Origin of the sequence: Tatumella sp. UCD-D_suzukii, from assembly GCF_000611875.2 — a bacterium.
Classification (GTDB): domain Bacteria; phylum Pseudomonadota; class Gammaproteobacteria; order Enterobacterales; family Enterobacteriaceae; genus Tatumella; species Tatumella ptyseos.
In genome coordinates this window covers 17,317-36,368 of record NZ_JFJX01000038.1, presented here as the reverse complement: position 1 = coordinate 36,368, position 19,052 = coordinate 17,317, and the positions used below count along the sequence as shown (strand labels likewise).

The window sequence follows — 19,052 nt, the reverse complement described above, 5'->3', positions numbered from 1 at the left end:
GTCACACCGCCCGCTATCACGGCGGTTATTCCAGGGTAAAGCTGTCCGCATCACGCCAGGCCGGGAAGCGCTGACGGTAAGCCTGAAGTTCTTCCAGAAAGAGTGTGGCTGAGATAACTTCCGCCGCATCCGCGGCAGCGGTCGCCAGCAACTCGCCAGTCGGGCTGATAATGCGGCTATCACCACTGTAGCTCAATGCGTTAGCGTCCTGGCCGACGCGGTTACATCCCGCGATATACGTCTGGTTTTCAATCGCCCTGGCCAGCAGGAGTGCCTGCCAGTGTGCGCTGCGTGCCGCCGGCCAGCTGGCGATATATAGAGCCAGGTCGTAATCATTCCGGTTCCGCGAAAACACCGGGAAGCGCAGGTCATAGCAGATCTGCGGAAGAATTCGCCATCCCCGCCACTCGATAATGACCCGTTCACGGCCCGCCTCGTAATGGTGATGTTCCTCACCCATTCTGAACAGATGGCGTTTATCGTAACGGTGTACTTCACCTGCAGGAGTGACCAGCAGAAAACGGTTAACCGCGCCCTGATCCGTTTGCAGTGCCACACTGCCACCGGCCAGCGCGTCATACTTTTTCGCCTGCGCCGACAGCCATTCAATGACGATGGATTCCGGTAGCGAAGACCGGGCAGCCTCCATGGCAAAACCGGTGGTAAACATCTCCGGTAACAGGATCAGATCACTGTCGGGGACGGTCTCCAGTACCTGCCCGAAATGACGTAAATTGGCCTCCCCGTCCATCCAGACCAGAGGCTGCTGAAGTAAGCTAATCTTTAAATCCGGCATAAGCGCTCCGCGGCAGCCTGCAGAGTCGGCTCCTGTTTGGCAAAACAGAGACGGATCAGCTTATGCGGAAATTCACCGTCACAAAACACTGACAGCGGGATCGCCGCCACACCCACTTCTTTGGTCAGCCACTGACAGAAGCTGACATCATCCAGATCTGAAATCGCGCTGTAATCCAGTAACAGGAAGTAGGTACCTTCACAAGGCAGGACCCGGAAGCGGCTCTCCTGTAAGGCATTGATCAGGAAGTCACGACGCTGGCGGTAGAATGCCGGCAGATCGAGATAATGCTCCGGTTCTTTACGCAGCATATCCGCCAGCGCCAGCTGTGCCGGGGTATTGACGGCAAAGGTCAGGTACTGGTGAACCTTACGGATTTCGGCGGAGATCGCCGCCGGTGCCACACAGTAACCCACTTTCCAGCCGGTCATATGATACGTTTTCCCGAAGGAGGAAACGGCAATCCCGCGTTCCCGCAATTGCGGATGCTGCAGAATACTGAAGTGTCCCCCTTCAGCAAAACAGATGTGTTCGTAGACTTCATCGCTCAGGACATAGGTTTCCTGCTGGCCGATAGCCTGCCAGAGTGCATCAAAATCGGCAGCCTGCCAGACGGTTGCCGTCGGATTATGTGGTGTATTGAGGATAACCAGGCGTGTTTTATCCGACAGTAATTCAGAAAAGGCCTGCCAGTCAGGGCGAAAGGCCGGGGGCTGCAGGGCAATACGTTTCAGTACACCGCCGGAAAGTGCCACGGCAGGCGCATAACTGTCATAACTCGGGTCAAAGCAGATCACTTCATCACCCGGCCTGACCAGCGCCGTAATGGCCGCAAACAGTGCTTCGGTGGCACCCGCAGTGACGGTAATATCGGTGTTCACATCCGGCGTATAACCATAGCAACGCTGTGTTTTTTCAGCGATGGCTTCGCGAAGTGGCTGAACACCGGTCATCGGTGCATACTGGTTGGCCCCCTGACTGACATGCCAGGCCAGTTGCTGTTGCAGGTATTCCGGGCCATCAAAGTCAGGGAAGCCCTGTGACAGGTTAATTGCCTGATATTCTTGTGCCAGCGCACTCATCTGACTGAAAATAGTGGTGCCCAGGGCCGGAAGTTTACTGTCGGGAGTGAAAGTATGCTGCGTCATTATTACTCTGCCTTATCGACGGCTATCTGTATTAAGAGATAAATCGTGTGTGTGACCAAAGCCTTTATTGATGCCACTATAAACAGGATGGTAATATTTGGCAATCAAGACACTTAGATGGCTAAACAGACAAACAGCCGGCAGATCCTGAAATAATCATGTTTTTACTGCAAATATCAGGCAGCTGTGCTGCGGAGGTAGAATGATTCGAGCAATTGTGACGGATATTGAAGGCACGACCAGTGATATCCGCTTTGTACACCAGGTGCTGTTTCCTTATGCACGTCAGCATCTGGAAAGCTATATCCGTAAAAATGCACAGGCACCGGAAGTGTCTCAGGCGCTGGAGAGTTTACGCCAGGAACTGGCTCAGCCGGAGGCCGGTACGGATCAGCTGATCGAAGCGTTATACCGGTTTATGGATGAAGACCGTAAGTCCACTGCCCTGAAAGCCCTGCAGGGCATGATCTGGCAGGACGGCTACGTTAACGGGAATTTTACCGGGCACCTCTATCCGGACGTTTTACCGGCCCTGAAACAATGGCAGGCTCAGGGGCTGACCCTATGTGTCTATTCCTCGGGTTCCGTGGCCGCACAGAAACTGCTGTTCGGTTACAGCGATGCCGGGGATATTACCGGGGTCTTCAGCGACTATTTTGATACCCATGTCGGTGCCAAGCGGGAAGAGCAATCCTACCGGAATATCGCCGGTAAGCTGGGGCTGCCGGGCGAAGACTTACTGTTTTTATCGGATATTCATCAGGAACTGGATGCCGCACGCGCGGCGGGCTGGAAAACCGTTCAGCTGATCCGCGGAGAGGCTGACCCGGAAAGCGTACATCCGGCGGTGAGCAGTTTTGAACAGATTACACCGGAGACCTTCTGAAATGAGTGCATTAACGATTTTTAGCGATAAAGACGCCAGCCAGCCGATCTGGCAGAGTGAAGATGCCGCGCAGATCCGTGAAAAACTGGCGCAACAGGATGTCCGTTTTGAGCGCTGGGCGGCCGACCGTGATTTAGGGGCCGACCCGACGCCGGAGACGGTACTTGAGGCCTATCAGCATGCGATTGATAAACTGGTGGCAGAAAAAGGTTATCAGAGCTGGGATGTGATCAGCATGCGTGCCAGCCATCCGGAGAAACAGGCATTACGCGAAAAATTTCTCTCTGAGCACACCCACGGTGAGGACGAGGTGCGCTTTTTTGTCGAAGGGGCAGGGTTGTTTTGCCTGCATCTGGACGGGCACGTGTATCAGATCCTGTGTGAGAAAAATGATCTGATCTCGGTCCCTGCAGGCACGCCTCACTGGTTCGATATGGGATCGGAACCCAACTTCACGGCTATCCGCATTTTTGATAATCCGGAAGGCTGGATCGCCCGCTTTACCGGCGATCCGATTGCCGAAAGTTACCCCCGGCTGGCCTGACCGGGATTGACCGGGGTCAGGCCGTCTGTGGCCGGAAAATGCCTTCGGCCACCTGCTCCGGCGTGATAAGCCCGGTATCCAGTACCCAGCCACTGATCAGCGCCGCAGGGGTGACATCAAAGGCCGGATTATGGACCCGGATATTCTCCGGTGCCCATTGTACGGCCCCGAAACTGCCGGCAACACCGGTCACTTCCGCGGCCGCTCTTTGCTCTATAGGAATATCTTTTCCTGACGGACAGTGACGATCCAGAGTGGTGTGCGGGGCAGCCACGTAAAACGGGATCCCATGATAGCGGGCCAGTACCGCCAGGCTGTAAGTGCCGATTTTATTGGCCACATCGCCGTTTGCCGCAATCCGGTCAGCACCGACCCAGATAGCATCGACCTGTCCGTCGGCCATCAGTGCCGCAGCCATGCTATCGGTGATCAGCTGGCAGGGAATACCGGATTCCGACAGTTCCCAGGCCGTCAGGCGTCCGCCCTGCAGCAGAGGACGGGTTTCACCTACCCAGACATGGGCCACTTTCCCCTGTTGCCAGCCACGGGTAATTACGCCCAGTGCGGTACCGACGCCGGCCGTAGCCAGGCCTCCGGTATTACAGTGCGTCAGAATACGGCTGCCCGCGGTGATCAGCGGCGTGCCGGCCTGCGCGATATTGTCACAAAGCTGCCTGTCTTCATCGACCAGACGCAATGCCTCACGGACCAGTGCGGTGACATAGTCTTCTGCCGCCAGCGCTTCCTGCATTCTGTCCAGATTATTCATCAGATTCACGGCCGTCGGACGGGCTGCCCGTAGCGTGAGTAATGAGTCCTGAAGGTCGGCACGTGACATTCCCTGCTCAGCCTGCAGGGCCAGCAGGAGTGAAGCCGAAAGGCCAATCAGTGGCGCTCCCCTGACACGTAAGGCATGGATATGGCTGACAAGCGCGTCGGTACTGCCGGCACTGAGCCAGTTTTTTTGTTGCGGAAGGGCCTGCTGGTCAAGGATCCAGAGCTGGTTATCAATCATTTTCAGGCTGGTCGTTTGCAGAGTTTGCATCAATATTATTTCCGGGTTGCTTCACTGAGGAATAGTATGCCAATATGCGGGGCAGAATAGAAGTGTAGACGTCTGAAAGGCTCAGGCGCAGAGAATAATAAGAGAGGAAAAGGCAATGTCACAATACCGAACCTTCACCGCCACAGATGCTGTGGAATACGCCAGGCAGTTTTCCGGGCTGGAAAATCCGGAACAACTGACAGAAGCGCTGGAAGTGGGGGACGGTAACCTGAATCTGGTGTTTAAAATTCTGGATCAGCAAGGTAAAAGTCGTGTCATTGTCAAACAGGCCCTTCCTTATGTGCGTTGTGTCGGTGAGTCCTGGCCGCTGACCCTTGACCGTGCCCGGCTGGAAGCAGAAACGCTGATTGAGCATTATAAATACAGTCCTGAGCATACGGTCCGTGTGACCCATCTTGATGCCAGCCTGGCGGTGATGGTGATGGAAGACCTCTCTGAATATCACATCTGGCGAGGGGAGCTGGTGGCGGGTAAATCCTATCCGCAGGCGGCCCGGCAACTGGGGCATTACCTGGCCAGTGTCCTGTTTTCTACCTCTGATTTCGCCCTGCATCCTCATGAAAAAAAGGCGCAGGTCGCACGCTTTATCAATACGGAAATGTGCGAAATTACCGAGGATTTGTTCTTTAACGATCCTTACATTGAGCATCCGCGTAATGATTATCCGCAGGCTCTCGAACCGTTAGTGGCCTCACTGCGGGAAGATGCTGAATTGCGCATTGCCGTTGCGGAACTGAAACACCGTTTTCTGACCCATGCTGAAGCCCTGCTGCACGGAGATATTCACACCGGCTCGGTTTTTGTGACCGACAGCGGACTGAAAGCCATCGATGCGGAATTCGGTTATTACGGTCCGATGGGCTTTGACCTCGGCACCGCGATGGGGAATTTACTGCTGAACTACTGCGGCGTCCCCGGCCTGCTGGCCCCGAGAGAAGCGGCGGAAGCCAGGGACCAGCGTCTGGCTGAGATCATTACGTTGTGGCAGACCTTCAGTGATGAATTCCTGACACGCAGCCAGCAGTCCACCCGCGATGTTGCGCTGGCGGTGCCGGGGTATGCACAGAAGTTTCTGCAGAAAGTCTGGTGTGATGCTATCGGGTTCTGCGGGACTGAATTGATCCGCCGTACGGTCGGCATGTCTCATGTTGCCGATATCAGTCACATTGAAGACGATATGATGCGCACCGACTGTCTGCGCCATGCCATCACGCTGGGACGTACTCTGATTCTGGCAGCAGGCCATATCAGTGATGCCGAATCACTCGTCGCCCGAATCCGTCAGGTAGCCTGATCAGCAGGTCATGCCACACTCGTGGCATGACCCCGTAACAGAACACTGGCACAGACGCAGATACGTCTGAAGCAACAGCCTTCGTTTACCTGCCCGTCATTCCATCGTGATAACGCCGCCACGTGGGCTTCCGCTATGGCTCACTGCCACGAACGCATACCGGACAGACTAAGACCCGACAAACCCTGAAACAGGGGGGAACGGGGAATATCTCATGGTTAAGACGGGATCCGTATAACACAGTGTGCAGGATCCTGTGACAGAGGCTTGCGCTGCCCGACGATTGGGCTACACTGGCGGCGTTAATTTTCCGATGTAAGGACATCCCCTATGTACCAGGATATTATTCGTTCAGAACTGAATGAAGCCGCAGAAACGCTTAATGCCTTCCTGAAAGATGAAAACAATATTCATGCCATTCAGCAGGCGGCGACGCTGCTGGCTGACAGTTTCAAAGCTGGCGGAAAGGTACTCTCTTGCGGCAATGGTGGTTCTCACTGTGATGCAATGCATTTCGCTGAAGAACTGACCGGACGCTACCGTGAGAACCGTCCGGGGTATCCGGCGATTGCGATTTCGGATGTCAGTCATATTTCCTGCGTCAGTAATGACTTCGGCTATGATTATGTTTTTTCTCGGTATACCGAAGCCGTCGGTCGCCAGGGGGATGTGCTGTTAGGTATTTCCACCTCCGGAAACTCCGCCAATATTATTAAAGCGATTGAAGCTGCCCGCAGCCGGGGGATGAAAGTGATCACCCTGACCGGAAAAGATGGCGGCAAAATGGCCGGCAGTGCCGATGTGGAAATTCGTGTCCCGCATTTTGGTTTTGCTGATCGGATCCAGGAAATACACATTAAAATTATTCATATTTTGATTTTGCTGATCGAAAAAGAGATGGAAAAATAATCAGCGCACACCTTTCCCGAAAAATACGCAGGCAGGCGGGCTATGGTGACTTGCCAGACCGCTGACTGCGTGTTATTTCTTTGGGTTATTACGGCTAAAAACGCCGGACCATGGGATTGTGAGAGGTGATAACTGATGTGTGAATTGCTCGGGATGAGCGCCAACATACCTACGGATATCTGTTTCAGTTTTTCCGGGCTCGTGCAGCGCGGGGGAGGCACCGGGCCGCACAAAGATGGCTGGGGCATTACTTTTTATGAAGGTAAAGGGTGCCGCACTTTTAAAGACCCGCTTCCCAGTATTCACTCGCCGATAGCCAGACTGGTGCAGGAATATCCTATCAAATCACATTCCGTAGTGGCGCATATTCGTCAGGCAAATCGCGGAAATGTCTCGCTGGAAAATACTCATCCTTTCACCCGTGAGCTCTGGGGGCGTCACTGGACTTATGCTCATAACGGGCAACTCAGTGACTATGAGGACCTGGATACGGGGTCCTTCCGGCCGGTCGGGGAAACCGACAGTGAAAAAGCTTTTTGCTGGATCCTGCATAAACTGGCCACGCGTTATCCGGAGCCTCCGGAAGACTGGCCGGCGATGTTCCGTTATATTGCGACACTGGCGGCGGAGCTGAAAGAGAAAGGGGTCTTTAATATGCTGCTGTCAGACGGCCGTTATCTGATGGCATATTGTTCCACTCATCTTCACTGGATCACCCGGCGTGCGCCCTTTGGTAAAGCCACCTTACTGGATCAGGATGTTGAAATTGATTTTCAGCAGCACACGACACCTCAGGACATCGTCAGTGTGGTGGCGACACAGCCATTAACCGGCAATGAAACCTGGCACAAAATTGTGCCAGGAGAGTGGGTATTATTTTGTCTTGGTGAGCGTCAGTAAGGTCTTTGAGTCAGTCTCACTGTTGCCGCTGAACGGATTTTTTCGAACCACATACCGGCCGTTTTCTACCGTCACTGAAGGCGGCTGTTGATGTTGCAGGAAGTAGTCGTAGCCCGGTTTCAGCTGTTGCCAGAAACTGTAATACGCTGAATCCTGATGCCGCTGCATATTTTGTGCTGTCATACGGAACGGAAAAATATCCACTTCAACTTCGGACTGCCCATTGCGCAGGGCGGCATTCACAAAGTCATAAATCTGCTCCATATAGGCGTTGGTCATGGCATAACAGCCAATCGACACACAGTTACCATGGATCATCAGATATTTACCGCTGTAACCATTGTCGCGATCATACTGGTTCGGAAAGCCGATGTTGATGGCCCGGTAAAAATGGCTGTCGGGATTCAGCTGATCCAGCTTTACTGAGTAAAACCCTTCCGGACTTTTAAAATCACCCTCCACGCGTTTCGGACCCAGCCCGCCGGAAAACTTACAGATTTTGAAACTGTTCAGTAAACGGTATTCGTTACCGACTTTACCGTATAAATCGAGTGTCCGTTCTTCCTTAAAGATCTGAATAAATACCGGCGTCCCCAAAAGCTGCTGAGTGAGCGGTTTACTCACGGGGGGCAACAGGCTGACGGAGTTCTGAGACGCGGCCAGACAATATGCCGGGAGTAAAAACATCGCAAGTAAGAGTGCGATTTTACGCATGCTGCAAATACCTTGAAAATGAGGGTGGAAAAGAACGTAACTTCGTTTATCGTGCAGATATCCACGGTGCGGCGAAGACTCAGCGCAACATTAGCACTGTCTGTCTTTTTAGCAAGAGAACGGTGAAGATATTTATCAGTTACGCTCTGTGATAGTGACCCTCCATACAAAAGGAGGGGGGCGTCCGTAACGGTACTTCACCGTGATTGATCTTTACACTGATTATTTATACAGTATTGATGTTTCTTTTCTGCGGAGCCGTCACCCATGCGTAAAATCATTCATGTCGATATGGACTGTTTTTATGCTGCGGTCGAAATGCGGGATAACCCGTCGTTACGCGACATCCCCCTGGCCATCGGTGGCAGTCGTGAGCGACGGGGAGTTATCAGTACGGCAAACTACCTTGCCCGGCAATATGGTGTGCGCAGTGCCATGCCGACCGCGACCGCACTGAAACTTTGTCCCTCCCTGACCTTAGTGCCCGGGCGTTTTGATGTCTATAAAGATGTGTCGGCCCATCTCCGGCAGATATTTTCGCGCTATACCTCACTGATTGAGCCGCTCTCTCTGGATGAAGCCTATCTGGATGTCACCCATTGCACGCACTTTCGCGGGTCAGCCACGCTGATTGCGGAGGATATTCGTCAGGCCATCCGTCAGGAATTGAAACTGACCGCTTCTGCCGGTATTGCTCCGGTGAAATTTCTGGCGAAAATCGCCTCTGATCTGAATAAGCCGGACGGTCAGTATGTGATCACGCCGGCCGGTATGGATAACTTCGTTTATAGCCTGGCTCTGGAGAAAATTCCTGGCGTTGGCCAGGTTTCTGCCAGAAAGCTTGCTGATATGGGGCTGAAGACCTGTGCGGATGTCCGGCAGACCGACCTGGCCCTGCTTCTGAAACGGTTCGGCAAGTTTGGCAGGGCGTTATGGGAACGAAGCCACGGTATTGATGAACGCGAAATCGTGGTTGACCGGCTACGTAAATCGGTCGGTGTTGAAACCACGCTGGCACAGGACATTGATCAGTGGGAGCAATGCCTGGAGGTGCTGGAGAGACTCTATCCCGAACTGGAAAGACGTCTGAGGAATGTCCGACCGGATCTGCGGATACTGCGTCAGGGTGTGAAGCTCCGGTTTTCCGACTTTCAGCAAACCACCCGTGAGCATGTCTGGTCTGTTCTGAATAAAGAAGACCTGCTGACGATCGCCTATGAAACCTGGCAGCAACGCCGGGCAGGCAGAGGGGTGAGGCTGGTGGGATTACATGTGACCTTACCGGAACCGGACACCGGGCGGCAATTACAGCTAACGTTGTGACTGACCCTGCTATAGGCCATCGCCGGAGCCCTTTCTGTATCAGGCGTCAACAGGGCAGGTTGTGCTTGCGGGCGGAGAATACCGTCAGGGGCAAGGATATGCCGGACGGCCACAGGGCGGCACGTCCGGTGACAGACCGGGAAGACTGAGGCGCTTCCCGGCGGGGATCAGGCTTGTCGTCCCCGGAAGTAGGTCAACGCCAGGGCCAGCGCAAGTACCAGCCCCTTAATGATATCCATGGCGTAGTAAGGCACGGACAGCATCACCAGACCATTCTGTAATACGCCCAGGATAATGGCGCCAATCAGAGTCCCCAGTGCATTCGGCTTACCGGAACCTGCCAGTGACAGGCCAATCCAGGCGGCTGCCACCGCATCCATCAGATAACCACTGCCGGCATTGACCTGTGACGATCCAATTCTTGAGGCCAGCAGGATCCCGCCTAACCCTGCCAGTAAAGAGGCCAGCAGATAGGCGATGACCCGATAGCGGGTCGTACGGATCCCGGATAAGCGGGCCGCTTCAGGGTTTCCGCCGAGCGCATACATTCTGCGACCGTGTTTGGTCAGAGAGAGGCCAATCTGTGTCAGGATCGTCACCACCAGCATAATGATCACGATCCCCGGGATCTCGCCCAGCCAGTTAAAATTCGCCGGAATGATCCCTTCAGCCATATCACCGCTCGGCATCACCATATTCTGGGTAATCGACCCCCCAAAGCTGTAAGTCATTGCGACCCCCTGGACAACAAACAGGGTCGCCAGTGTGGCCAGCATATCCGGAATTCGCAGCACAACAATCAGGAAACTATTGAACAGTCCGACCAGCAGACAAAGCGCCAGGGTGATAATGATTGCCGTCGCCGTGCCATAGCCATGCCAGACAAACATCGAGATCACCAGCGTATTTGCCAGTGAAGCGGTGGATCCCACGGAAAGGTCAAAGCCACCGACGGTCAGCGAGATTGCTACCGCCATCGCGATCACCGTTACAATAGCGATAGAGCGCAGAATGTTCAGCAGATTATCGGGTTCCAGAAAGCCATCGGCGGTCAGCCCGAAGCCTGCCAGAAGCAGTACGACGGTCAGCAGCATGCCCCACTTATACAGGAAATCGAATAACCGGTGATGCCATGCCGGGGATGAAGTTAATGAGTTAGGGTTGCTGCTCACGCAGGGGTACCTCCGGTTGAATAAAGCAATAATAATTCTTCGCTGGCCTGTTTGCCGTCTATTTCGGCGACAATCCTGCCATCCCACAAAACACAAATACGGTCACACAGCCCGACCAGTTCGGCAAACTCACCGGACGCATAAATAATACCTTTACCTTCCCTGGCAAGTTCATCCACCAGCAGGAAGAGATCCGACTTCGCTTTTACGTCGACACCTTTGGTCGGCTCATCGAAAATTAAAAGGTCAGATCCGCTGGCCAGCCATTTTCCGATGGCGACCTTCTGCTGATTACCGCCGGAAAGACGACGTAATACCTGCTCAGGACCGCGGCTGCGAACGGATAATTTACCAATGATCTCCTGTGCCCATTTCACCGACTGCCTCACGCTGAAGAAGCCATAGCGGGAAAAACGATCATCGGCAGCAGCGGAAAGATTCATGGCAATATTTTCATCAATAAAAATACCTTCTTTCCGGCGTTCTTCGGGCACCAGCGCGATCCCTGCCGTGACCGAATGATAAGGCGATTTGGGTTTCCAGGGTTTCCCGTGCAGACGACCGGTTTTCAGGCGGCTTTTAGTGGCCCCGAACAACGCCTTACACAGCTCAGTTTTACCGGCCCCGGCCAGCCCCGCGATCCCCAGAATCTCCCCTTTATGTAATGTCAGGTCGATATCCTGCAGCAGCTTGTGGTCATGTAAGCCTTCAACCCTGAGTAATTCTTCTGCAGTATGAGGAGGGCGGCGCGGAGGGTACAGGTCGGTCAGGGTATGGCCTGTCATCTTCTCGACGATCTGCTCCCCGCTCAGGGCATTCATCGGGCAGGTCCCGATTAATTTCCCATCCCGCAGAACCGTCAGCTGGTCACAGATACTTTTCAGTTCGTGAATACGGTGAGAAATAAACACGATCCCGATCCCCTGTTGCTGCAGATGACGTACGACCCGGAATAACTGCTCGCTTTCATGCTGGTCCAGCGGTGCCGTCGGTTCATCCAGGATCAGGAAACGACAATCATGGGAAAGCGCCCTGGCCAGTAAAATCTGCTGTTTTTCTGCCAGTGAGCATCGCTCAACCGGCTGACGCAGATCGAGGGTGACATTCAGTTGTTCCAGTAAGGCCGCAGCCTTGCGATAGACCTCTTTTCGTCGATAGAGATGACCGGCATCCGCCATACTGTCCAGCATGATGTTTTCAGCAACACTGAGCGCAGGCACTAATCCGTTATCCACTTCCTGCTGTACCAGATGGATCCCGGCACTTTTTGCCTGACGCGGACTGCGGATGTTCAGGGGCTGCCCGTCCATCAGGATTTCGCCCTGGTAATGGTGATGGGCTCCTGACAATACTGCCATCAGGGTCGACTTTCCGGCTCCGTTAGCGCCGGTCAGTGCATGCACTGAATGGCCTTCAATAGAAAAATCGACATTATCCAGTGCGGCGAACCCGGCAAAATTAATCGAGATATTGCGCATCTCGAGGCGATGAGCTTCAGCCATAGTTATGTCACTACCTGGTTAGTTATTGCTACGGAAATTTCCCTGGCGGGCTTCTGTTGCCCTTATCATCGGGCAGGCAGGGGGCATAAGCTACCATAAAAGACATTTAGCCATCCAGAAGTCTGTCTATATAAGTCGAAAACCCCGGTGATGGCTAACGTAGCAGTTTAAGACGTTGCACTGAACTCAAGATATAGCGATAAATGCTGACGTCCTGATCTGTCGTGATACTTAGTGCGTTACGGAAGGTCGGAAGCGGATGAAGGCCGGGATGAAAAAAACCAGAGCACAGGGCTCTGGTTTTCTGAGAGGAACGGGACCGTTATTTGACAGGAACTTCTTTCAATAGTCCGGTCAGTAACTTCCAGTAAAGATCAACACTGCCGATATGTACCTGTTCATCCGGGGAGTGTGGCCCGGTGATGGTCGGTCCGATAGACACCATATCTAAGTGCGGGTACGGTTTTTTAAATAACCCGCATTCCAGACCTGCGTGGATCACCTGGATATCGGGCATTTTACCGAACAGAGACTGATAAATTTCACGGGTTCTGGCCATAATCGGTGAATCTTTATCCGGTTCCCAGCCCGGGTAGCTGCCTGAAGCTTCAGTCGTGGCACCGGCAAGCTCACCCAGCGATGTCAGTGTATCGACAACGTACTCTTTTCCGCTATCAATCAGTGAACGGATCAGGCTCAGGATTTCAGCATGAGAATCATTCAGGCTGACGATACCGACGTTCAGGGAGGTTTCGACGACGCCGGGAACGACATCAGAAAAACGAACAACGCCGTTCGGTGTGGCATTTAGTAATCGCAGAAACGTATCGCGGCTGTTCCGGGTCAGGGCTGCGTGCTGGCTGTCGGCCGTTTCGGTCAGCAGAACAACATTTTCATCCTTCGGACCGGCTTCATTTTTCAGTAACTGACGGGCAGCATTCACGGCCTGTTCAAACTCTGCCTGTTGTGACGGGCTGAACGCGACAGTGGCGACGGCTTCACGCGGAATAGCATTACGCAGAGTACCGCCGTTAAAGCCGAGTAGCTGGTAATTAACGCTTTTTGACAGGGTGACCAGAACACGGGCTAATAATTTGTTTGCGTTACCCAGGCCCATATGAATATTGGCACCGGAATGTCCGCCACGTAGTCCTTTCAGAGTCAGCGAGACCTGAACGCTGCCTTCCGCCAGGGGTTCACGCTGTACCGGCAGTGTCGTGACGGCATCAATACCCCCGGCACAGCCCATATAGATCTCACCTTCTTCTTCAGAGTCGGTATTGATCAGAATATCGGCCTGTAACCAGTTTGCCTGCAGTCCGAAAGCACCTTCCATGCCGGCTTCTTCGGTCATGGTCAGCAGCACTTCCAGCGGACCATGCTCGACACTGTCGTCGGCCAGAACGGCCAGCGCCGAAGCCATACCAATACCATTATCGGCCCCCAGGGTGGTTCCCCGGGCTTTCAGCCACTCACCGTCGATATAAGGCTGGATAGGGTCGGTGGTGAAGTCGTGGACGGTATCATTATTTTTCTGTGGCACCATATCGAGGTGAGCCTGCAGTGCGACCGGGGTACGGTTTTCCATGCCCGGAGTTGCCGCTTTACGGATAAGAATATTGCCCACGGCATCACGTTCATTCCACAGACCGCGCTCATTTGCCCAGGCCAGAATATGTTGTGCCAGAGCTTCTTCATGATAAGAGGGATGCGGGATGGAACAGATGGTTGCAAAAATATCCCACAAAGGCTGCGGGCTGAGCTTAGACAGTTCTGACATGATTCAGTCTCCTGTGCTGGCGCCGGAAAAAGTAAAAACCGGCAGGAAAAGGGTTAAGAAAAGCGAAAACAGAGGCTTTCGGCATACATTCAGAATACCACTGTTTACAGGCCGGAGGACGTACCGGGCAGGAAAAAAAGCCTCCGGAGGCAGCGGATGCTGGTTTTTAGCTCATCATATCCTTATAATCCCGCGCAAACTTTTTCACCTTGCACTTAAATTAGGCTTTTTTAATGGCCGGGGTTCCTAAAAAATGAGCGAAAAATACGTTGTCACCTGGGATATGCTACAGATCCATGCCCGTACCCTCGCCAGGCGTTTACTGCCGGTAGACCAGTGGACAGGCATCATTGCTGTCAGCCGTGGTGGCCTGGTTCCTGCAGCACTGCTGGCTCGTGAATTGGGGATCCGTCATGTCGATACGGTCTGTATTTCCAGTTACGACCATGATCATCAGCGCGAGATGAAAGTCGTCAAACGTGCAGAAGGTGACGGGGAAGGTTTCATTGTCATCGATGACCTGGTGGATACCGGCGGTACCGCGAAAGCTATCCGCGAAATGTATTCCAAAGCGCATTTTGTGACCATTTTTGCCAAACCGGCGGGCCGTCCGTTAGTGGACGATTATGTGATCGATATCCCTCAGAATACCTGGATTGAACAGCCCTGGGACATGGGCGTGGCTTATATTCCGCCTATCGTAGAAGACTGAGTTAGCTTTAAGTAGCATCCGCCTGACCGGATGCTACTTTCTTTTCCCCTCGTTATCGTTCTTCAGGTACACTCACTCATCATCTTCCGGTTCCGGAGTTATGAGCATGCAGACGAAAAATCTGAGTGAAGAACTGTTTAAACCCCGCTTTGAACACCCTGAAACTTCCGCATTAGTCCGCCGCATTTCCGGCAGAGTCCCGGGTTCCGGCGCATTTCCTGATACCCGATCGCCACATTGCTGGTACCGGACATTAACGCCTTTACTCTGGAGCTGGCGCGGAGTTTCACCGATAGAAATTAATGAGGTGTTATCACGGATTGCTGCCAGTACACTTGCCAGAACTAACGAACAATTGCTGGATACCGTTCGGGGCTACCGGAACGGTAACTGGATTTATGAATGGTCTGTGCAGGCGGCCCGATGGCAGGAGAAGGCGAAGTTAAAGACGGGCGACCTGGCCGGGCAGTCCTGGCTGCATGCGGCGAATCTGTTCAGTATAGCGGCGTATCCGCACCTGAACGAAGATGAGCTTGCCGATCAGGCCCGGGTACTGGCGTACCGGGCGTATGAACAGGCAACAACCTGCCTGAAAGGGGAACTGCGCCCTTTAAAATTTCGCGTGGATGACGGTAAAACCGTTGATGCTTTCCTGCATCTTCCGGAACAGGGGAATGGCCCGTTTCCGACGGTGCTGGTCTGCGGAGGCCTGGATACATTACAGCTCGACTATTTCCGTCTGTTCCATGACTATCTGGCCCCGAGAGGCATGGCGATGTTAACCCTGGATATGCCTTCGGTAGGTTACAGCGTCCGCTGGCGGCTGACGCAGGATACCAGCATGTTACATCAGCAGGTCTTGAAACAGCTTGCAGAGGTCCCCTGGATAGATCATCGCAGGGTAGGTTTATGGGGACAACGCTTCGGTGCTAACGTTGCGGTTCGCCTGGCGTATCTTGAAAGCGGATTACTCCGTGCGATAGCCTGCCATTCGCCCATCGTCCATTGCCTGCTGACTCAGGAGCCACTGCAACGCAAAGTTCCTGATATGTTCCTGGATATTCTGGCCAGCAGGATGGGGAAAAATGTCCGGGATAATCAGACTCTGGCGACGGAAATCAGCGCCTATTCCTTAAAAAACCAGGGATTACTGGGGCGCCGGACCCCGGTGCCGATGTTATCAGCCTTCCGTAAAAATGATTTCTACAGCCCGGAGGAGGAATCTCAGTTAATCGTTAATTCTTCCGTGCAGGGGAAACTCTTGCGTATACCGGCGTTGCCGGCCATGAAGTCGCTGGCGGGCACTCTGGAGCAAATCAGTGACTGGCTCGAAAAGCAACTCAAAAGATAAGTTGCGATTATTGTCAGGTTTGTTAAAAATTAATTTATCTTATTAAGGAGGATCAGTTATGACATTACCTGGCGGACATTCCAGGGGGCGCATTTTAAAGCGATTGCATGAGTTAGGCCCTTACCTCCGGGAGGATAAGTGCGGTACTGACCGCTTCTTTTTTGATTGTCTGGCAGTCTGTGTCAATGTAAAACCGGCACCGGATAAAAGAGAATTCTGGGGATGGTGGCTGACGCTGGAGGCAAAAGAAACACATTTTGCTTATCACTATGCGTTCGGACTTTTTGATAAAGAAGGCCACTGGCAGGAAATGCCGGTTAAAAAGGACGAAGATAAAGCCAGTGTTGAAAAAACATTGCAGGCTTTCTTTCAGCGGCTCGAAGCCCTGCTGGCACAACAGGATATTACCCTGGTACCGGCAGAAGGGGTGGTCAAGCCGGTCTGACCGGGAATTAAATGAACAAAGGGACAGCGCTTTTGCCTGTCCCTTTGTTTTATCTTCGGGTTATCAGAACTGATATGTCAGGCCTAATGCCACAATGTTATCGGTATTCAGTGACAGGCGGTTATCGTTATTCAGGCGGTTAATTTTATAGTCCACAAACGCTGACATATTTTTGTTGAAGTAGTAAGTGGCTCCGGCATCGATGTATTTTACTAAATCCACGTCCCCGATCCCGTTCTCTATATTCTTCCCTTTCGTCTGCACATATCCCAGTGAAGGACGCAGACCGTTTTCGAACTGATACTGTGCTACCAGCTCAATATTTTGTGCTGTGTTCGCCGCACCGGTGACTTTAGTCCCGGTCAGGCGGTTAGTCCCGCTGATCGGAGTCATATTGCTGGTCTGGGTATAGATAGCCGCCAGGTAAATCTGGTTCGCATCATATTTAATACCGGTCCCCCAGGAGGTGGCTTTATCGCCATGACCATAGCTGGCTGCTTCCTGACTTTGGGTACGGTCAGAGCTGGTGGCGGCCCCCATCAGGCTGATCCCGGTATCTGCAATCCGGTACCCGAGAGAGGCACCGAAACCGTCACCATTCTGGCGGGTAATATCGGTGCGTGAGTTCGCAGTGTTGTCATCATTTTTACCCTGATACTGGACGGCAAAACGTAATCCGTCCACCAGACCGAAGAAATCGGTGTTTCTCCAGGTCAGCAGGCCGGTGGAACGCTGAGTCATATAGTTATCCGAGCGTGCAGTACCGTCACCGCCGAACTCCGGGAACATATCGGTCCAGGCTTCCACATCATATAACACACCATAATTCCGGCCGTAGTCGATAGAACCCAGGGTCGGGTTACGGAGACCGGCAAAACCGAGGCGGGTTTTGTTACCATTGCTGGCATCACTGCCTTCTGAATTCTTCAGGCTGTACTGATATTCCCACTGCCCATAGCCGGTCAGCTGATCATTAATCCGGGTCTGGCCCTTAAAACCCAGCCTGGCGTAAGACTGGTCTCCGTCGGAGCTATTGTTGTCGGTGATGTAATGTTCAGCTTTTACCTTGCCATAGAAATCCAGCTGATTACCGTCTTTGTTATACACTTCAGCAGCATGGCTGACTGACGTCAGGCTGCATAATAAGAGTGCTAACGTACTTTTTTTCATTGTCCGGTATCCCCGTTATCAAAGTATTTTATTCAAAATTGTGAAAGCGCAGCCTCGTTTTACTGGAGAACAGTGAACGATTTATGACAGAGCGCCATTTAATGAAAAAAATGAAAACAGTGATTTCATCGCCCTCCCGGCGTTATCTGCTGATAAGCGCAGATAAAGGGTTGGATTCCGCGGCGACACCTGATAAAAGGGAAGTTTGTTTAATATATAAATGGCAGGAAATATGAGTGGCAGTCAGACCCTTGTGGTCAAATTGGGAACCAGCGTGCTCACCGGGGGATCCCGCCGGTTAGATCGCGCACATATCCTGGAACTGGTCCGGCAGTGTTCGCAGGCGATTAACGCCGGCCACCGGATAGTTATTGTGACCTCAGGCGCGATTGCCGCCGGGCGAGAGCATCTGGGATACCCCGAACTGCCCCCCACCATCGCCTCTAAGCAGCTGCTGGCCGCCGTGGGTCAGAGTCAGTTGATCCGTGTCTGGGAACAACTGTTTGGTATTTACGGGCTCCATGTCGGACAGATGCTGCTGACCCGTGCCGATATGGAAGATCGTGAACGTTTCCTGAATGCGCACGATATGCTGCATGCATTGCTTGATAACCGCATTATCCCGGTCATCAATGAAAATGATGCCGTGGCAACCGCCGAGATTAAGGTGGGAGATAACGATAACCTTTCGGCGCTGGCCGCTATTCTTTCCGGTGCGGATAAACTGCTGCTGCTGACCGATCAGCGCGGGCTTTTCAGTGCCGATCCAAGAAGTAATCCTCAGGCAGAGCTTATCACCGATGTGCATGTGATTGATGACGAACTGCGGATGATCGCCGGTGGCAGTGTCTCCGGTCTCGGTACGGGCGGAATGGCCACCAAATTGCAGGCAGCAGATGTTGCATGCCGGGCCGGTATTGATGTCATTATTGCCAGCGGGAATGAGCCGGAGCTTATCAATGAAGTGCTGAACGGTAAACCGGCAGGTACGCTGTTTCATGCCCAGAAAAATAAACTGGAAAACCGTAAACACTGGATTTTTGGCGCACCTCCGGCCGGTGCGGTCACGATTGATGACGGGGCTCTGGCGGCATTACTGGAACGGGGCAGTTCGCTGTTACCTAAAGGGATCACTTGTGTCGAGGGGGATTTCTCCCGTGGCGAGGTGATCTCTATCCGTAGCCAGCAAGGGCGGGATCTCGCGCACGGTGTTTCACGATATAATAGCGATGCCCTTCGCATGATCGCCGGGCATCACAGCCAGCAGATCAGTGAAATACTGGGGTATGAATACGGTTCAGTCGCCGTTCATCGCGACGATATGATTGTCAGCTAAGGAG

The 19,052-nt window shown here is 53.1% G+C and carries 18 protein-coding genes; 10 read left to right on the top strand and 8 right to left on the bottom strand.

Annotation, left to right across the window (positions count from 1 at the left end):
- Positions 1–25: 25 nt before the first annotated feature.
- Both CG67_RS07410 and CG67_RS07405 read right to left on the bottom strand, forming a co-directional pair.
- A complete protein-coding gene (locus CG67_RS07410; RefSeq protein ID WP_025902322.1) occupies positions 26–796 on the bottom strand; it encodes an amidohydrolase in 771 nt (256 codons plus the stop codon).
- On the bottom strand, positions 784–1,944 hold the full coding sequence (locus CG67_RS07405; RefSeq protein WP_025902321.1) for a pyridoxal phosphate-dependent aminotransferase: 1,161 nt from the start codon (positions 1,942–1,944) through the stop codon (positions 784–786). Before CG67_RS07405 ends, CG67_RS07410 begins: the two co-directional genes overlap by 13 nt.
- Positions 1,945–2,146: 202 nt before the next feature.
- Here CG67_RS07405 and mtnC point away from each other — a divergent pair, with 202 nt between their 5' ends.
- Both mtnC and CG67_RS07395 read left to right on the top strand, forming a co-directional pair.
- On the top strand, positions 2,147–2,830 hold the full coding sequence (mtnC, locus tag CG67_RS07400) for an acireductone synthase (RefSeq protein ID WP_025902320.1): 684 nt from the start codon (positions 2,147–2,149) through the stop codon (positions 2,828–2,830).
- A gap of 1 nt (position 2,831) precedes the next feature.
- The gene (locus tag CG67_RS07395) at positions 2,832–3,374 is read left to right on the top strand and encodes an acireductone dioxygenase (protein WP_025902319.1); all 543 of its coding nucleotides are present in this window, start codon (positions 2,832–2,834) and stop codon (positions 3,372–3,374) included.
- Between the two features lie 16 nt (positions 3,375–3,390).
- On the opposite strand, the gene mtnA is transcribed toward CG67_RS07395, so the two are convergent.
- Positions 3,391–4,419 (bottom strand): S-methyl-5-thioribose-1-phosphate isomerase, encoded by a 1,029-nt coding sequence (mtnA, locus tag CG67_RS07390; RefSeq protein ID WP_025902318.1) that lies wholly within the window; start codon positions 4,417–4,419, stop codon positions 3,391–3,393.
- A gap of 115 nt (positions 4,420–4,534) precedes the next feature.
- Between mtnA and mtnK the strand changes: the two genes are divergently transcribed.
- The 3 genes from mtnK to CG67_RS07375 all read left to right on the top strand — a co-directional run bounded on the left by mtnK (position 4,535) and on the right by CG67_RS07375 (position 7,543).
- Positions 4,535–5,734 carry an S-methyl-5-thioribose kinase gene (mtnK, locus tag CG67_RS07385; RefSeq protein WP_025902317.1) on the top strand — a complete coding sequence of 400 codons (1,200 nt, stop codon included), beginning with the start codon at positions 4,535–4,537 and terminating at the stop codon, positions 5,732–5,734.
- Between the two features lie 330 nt (positions 5,735–6,064).
- Positions 6,065–6,643, top strand: a complete 579-nt coding sequence (gene lpcA / locus CG67_RS07380) for a D-sedoheptulose 7-phosphate isomerase (protein WP_025902316.1) — start codon at positions 6,065–6,067, stop codon at positions 6,641–6,643.
- 135 nt (positions 6,644–6,778) lie between these two features.
- Positions 6,779–7,543 (top strand): class II glutamine amidotransferase, encoded by a 765-nt coding sequence (locus CG67_RS07375; protein WP_025902315.1) that lies wholly within the window; start codon positions 6,779–6,781, stop codon positions 7,541–7,543.
- Here CG67_RS07375 and dpaA read toward each other — a convergent pair.
- Entirely contained in the window at positions 7,517–8,257 is a 741-nt protein-coding gene (gene dpaA / locus CG67_RS07370) for a peptidoglycan meso-diaminopimelic acid protein amidase (protein ID WP_025902314.1), read from the bottom strand. The two genes, CG67_RS07375 and dpaA, sit on opposite strands and share 27 nt — an antisense overlap.
- A 267-nt stretch (positions 8,258–8,524) precedes the next feature.
- On the opposite strand from dpaA, the gene dinB reads away from it, so the two are divergent.
- On the top strand, positions 8,525–9,580 hold the full coding sequence (gene dinB / locus CG67_RS07365; protein ID WP_025902313.1) for a DNA polymerase IV: 1,056 nt from the start codon (positions 8,525–8,527) through the stop codon (positions 9,578–9,580).
- A gap of 167 nt (positions 9,581–9,747) precedes the next feature.
- On the opposite strand, the gene CG67_RS07360 is transcribed toward dinB, so the two are convergent.
- From CG67_RS07360 to pepD, 3 genes are all read right to left on the bottom strand, one after another.
- Positions 9,748–10,752, bottom strand: a complete 1,005-nt coding sequence (locus tag CG67_RS07360; RefSeq protein WP_025902312.1) for an ABC transporter permease — start codon at positions 10,750–10,752, stop codon at positions 9,748–9,750.
- Positions 10,749–12,254 carry a sugar ABC transporter ATP-binding protein gene (locus tag CG67_RS07355; protein ID WP_025902311.1) on the bottom strand — a complete coding sequence of 502 codons (1,506 nt, stop codon included), beginning with the start codon at positions 12,252–12,254 and terminating at the stop codon, positions 10,749–10,751. The genes CG67_RS07360 and CG67_RS07355 overlap by 4 nt, the downstream gene beginning before the upstream one ends.
- Positions 12,255–12,576: 322 nt before the next feature.
- Positions 12,577–14,034: a beta-Ala-His dipeptidase gene (gene pepD / locus CG67_RS07350; protein WP_025902310.1), complete on the bottom strand. Its 1,458-nt coding sequence runs from the start codon at positions 14,032–14,034 to the stop codon at positions 12,577–12,579.
- A 253-nt stretch (positions 14,035–14,287) separates the two neighbouring features.
- Here pepD and gpt point away from each other — a divergent pair, with 253 nt between their 5' ends.
- The 3 genes from gpt to crl all read left to right on the top strand — a co-directional run bounded on the left by gpt (position 14,288) and on the right by crl (position 16,542).
- On the top strand, positions 14,288–14,746 hold the full coding sequence (gpt, locus tag CG67_RS07340; protein ID WP_025902308.1) for a xanthine phosphoribosyltransferase: 459 nt from the start codon (positions 14,288–14,290) through the stop codon (positions 14,744–14,746).
- A 106-nt stretch (positions 14,747–14,852) separates the two neighbouring features.
- The gene (gene frsA / locus CG67_RS07335) at positions 14,853–16,097 is read left to right on the top strand and encodes an esterase FrsA (protein WP_025902307.1); all 1,245 of its coding nucleotides are present in this window, start codon (positions 14,853–14,855) and stop codon (positions 16,095–16,097) included.
- Positions 16,098–16,155: 58 nt separating this feature from the next.
- Positions 16,156–16,542 (top strand): sigma factor-binding protein Crl, encoded by a 387-nt coding sequence (gene crl, locus CG67_RS07330; protein ID WP_025902306.1) that lies wholly within the window; start codon positions 16,156–16,158, stop codon positions 16,540–16,542.
- Between the two features lie 63 nt (positions 16,543–16,605).
- On the opposite strand, the gene CG67_RS07325 is transcribed toward crl, so the two are convergent.
- A complete protein-coding gene (locus CG67_RS07325; RefSeq protein WP_025902305.1) occupies positions 16,606–17,712 on the bottom strand; it encodes a porin in 1,107 nt (368 codons plus the stop codon).
- A gap of 232 nt (positions 17,713–17,944) precedes the next feature.
- Between CG67_RS07325 and proB the strand changes: the two genes are divergently transcribed.
- Positions 17,945–19,048, top strand: a complete 1,104-nt coding sequence (proB, locus tag CG67_RS07320) for a glutamate 5-kinase (protein WP_025902304.1) — start codon at positions 17,945–17,947, stop codon at positions 19,046–19,048.
- Positions 19,049–19,052 lie beyond the last annotated feature (4 nt).

Excerpts from the sequence above, each read along its gene's own strand:
- frsA (WP_025902307.1), top strand. The coding sequence starts at position 14,853 with ATGCAGACGAAAAATCTGAGTGAAGAACTGTTTAAACCCCGCTTTGAA.
- CG67_RS07375 (WP_025902315.1), top strand. The coding sequence starts at position 6,779 with ATGTGTGAATTGCTCGGGATGAGCGCCAACATACCTACGGATATCTGT.
- pepD (WP_025902310.1), bottom strand. The coding sequence starts at position 14,034 with ATGTCAGAACTGTCTAAGCTCAGCCCGCAGCCTTTGTGGGATATTTTT.
- CG67_RS07405 (WP_025902321.1), bottom strand. The coding sequence starts at position 1,944 with ATGACGCAGCATACTTTCACTCCCGACAGTAAACTTCCGGCCCTGGGC.
- gpt (WP_025902308.1), top strand. The coding sequence starts at position 14,288 with ATGAGCGAAAAATACGTTGTCACCTGGGATATGCTACAGATCCATGCC.
- crl (WP_025902306.1), top strand. The coding sequence starts at position 16,156 with ATGACATTACCTGGCGGACATTCCAGGGGGCGCATTTTAAAGCGATTG.
- dinB (WP_025902313.1), top strand. The coding sequence starts at position 8,525 with ATGCGTAAAATCATTCATGTCGATATGGACTGTTTTTATGCTGCGGTC.
- CG67_RS07410 (WP_025902322.1), bottom strand. The coding sequence starts at position 796 with ATGCCGGATTTAAAGATTAGCTTACTTCAGCAGCCTCTGGTCTGGATG.
- dpaA (WP_025902314.1), bottom strand. The coding sequence starts at position 8,257 with ATGCGTAAAATCGCACTCTTACTTGCGATGTTTTTACTCCCGGCATAT.
- proB (WP_025902304.1), top strand. The coding sequence starts at position 17,945 with ATGAGTGGCAGTCAGACCCTTGTGGTCAAATTGGGAACCAGCGTGCTC.
- CG67_RS07395 (WP_025902319.1), top strand. The coding sequence starts at position 2,832 with ATGAGTGCATTAACGATTTTTAGCGATAAAGACGCCAGCCAGCCGATC.
- mtnK (WP_025902317.1), top strand. The coding sequence starts at position 4,535 with ATGTCACAATACCGAACCTTCACCGCCACAGATGCTGTGGAATACGCC.
- mtnA (WP_025902318.1), bottom strand. The coding sequence starts at position 4,419 with ATGCAAACTCTGCAAACGACCAGCCTGAAAATGATTGATAACCAGCTC.
- CG67_RS07325 (WP_025902305.1), bottom strand. The coding sequence starts at position 17,712 with ATGAAAAAAAGTACGTTAGCACTCTTATTATGCAGCCTGACGTCAGTC.
- CG67_RS07355 (WP_025902311.1), bottom strand. The coding sequence starts at position 12,254 with ATGGCTGAAGCTCATCGCCTCGAGATGCGCAATATCTCGATTAATTTT.
- lpcA (WP_025902316.1), top strand. The coding sequence starts at position 6,065 with ATGTACCAGGATATTATTCGTTCAGAACTGAATGAAGCCGCAGAAACG.
- mtnC (WP_025902320.1), top strand. The coding sequence starts at position 2,147 with ATGATTCGAGCAATTGTGACGGATATTGAAGGCACGACCAGTGATATC.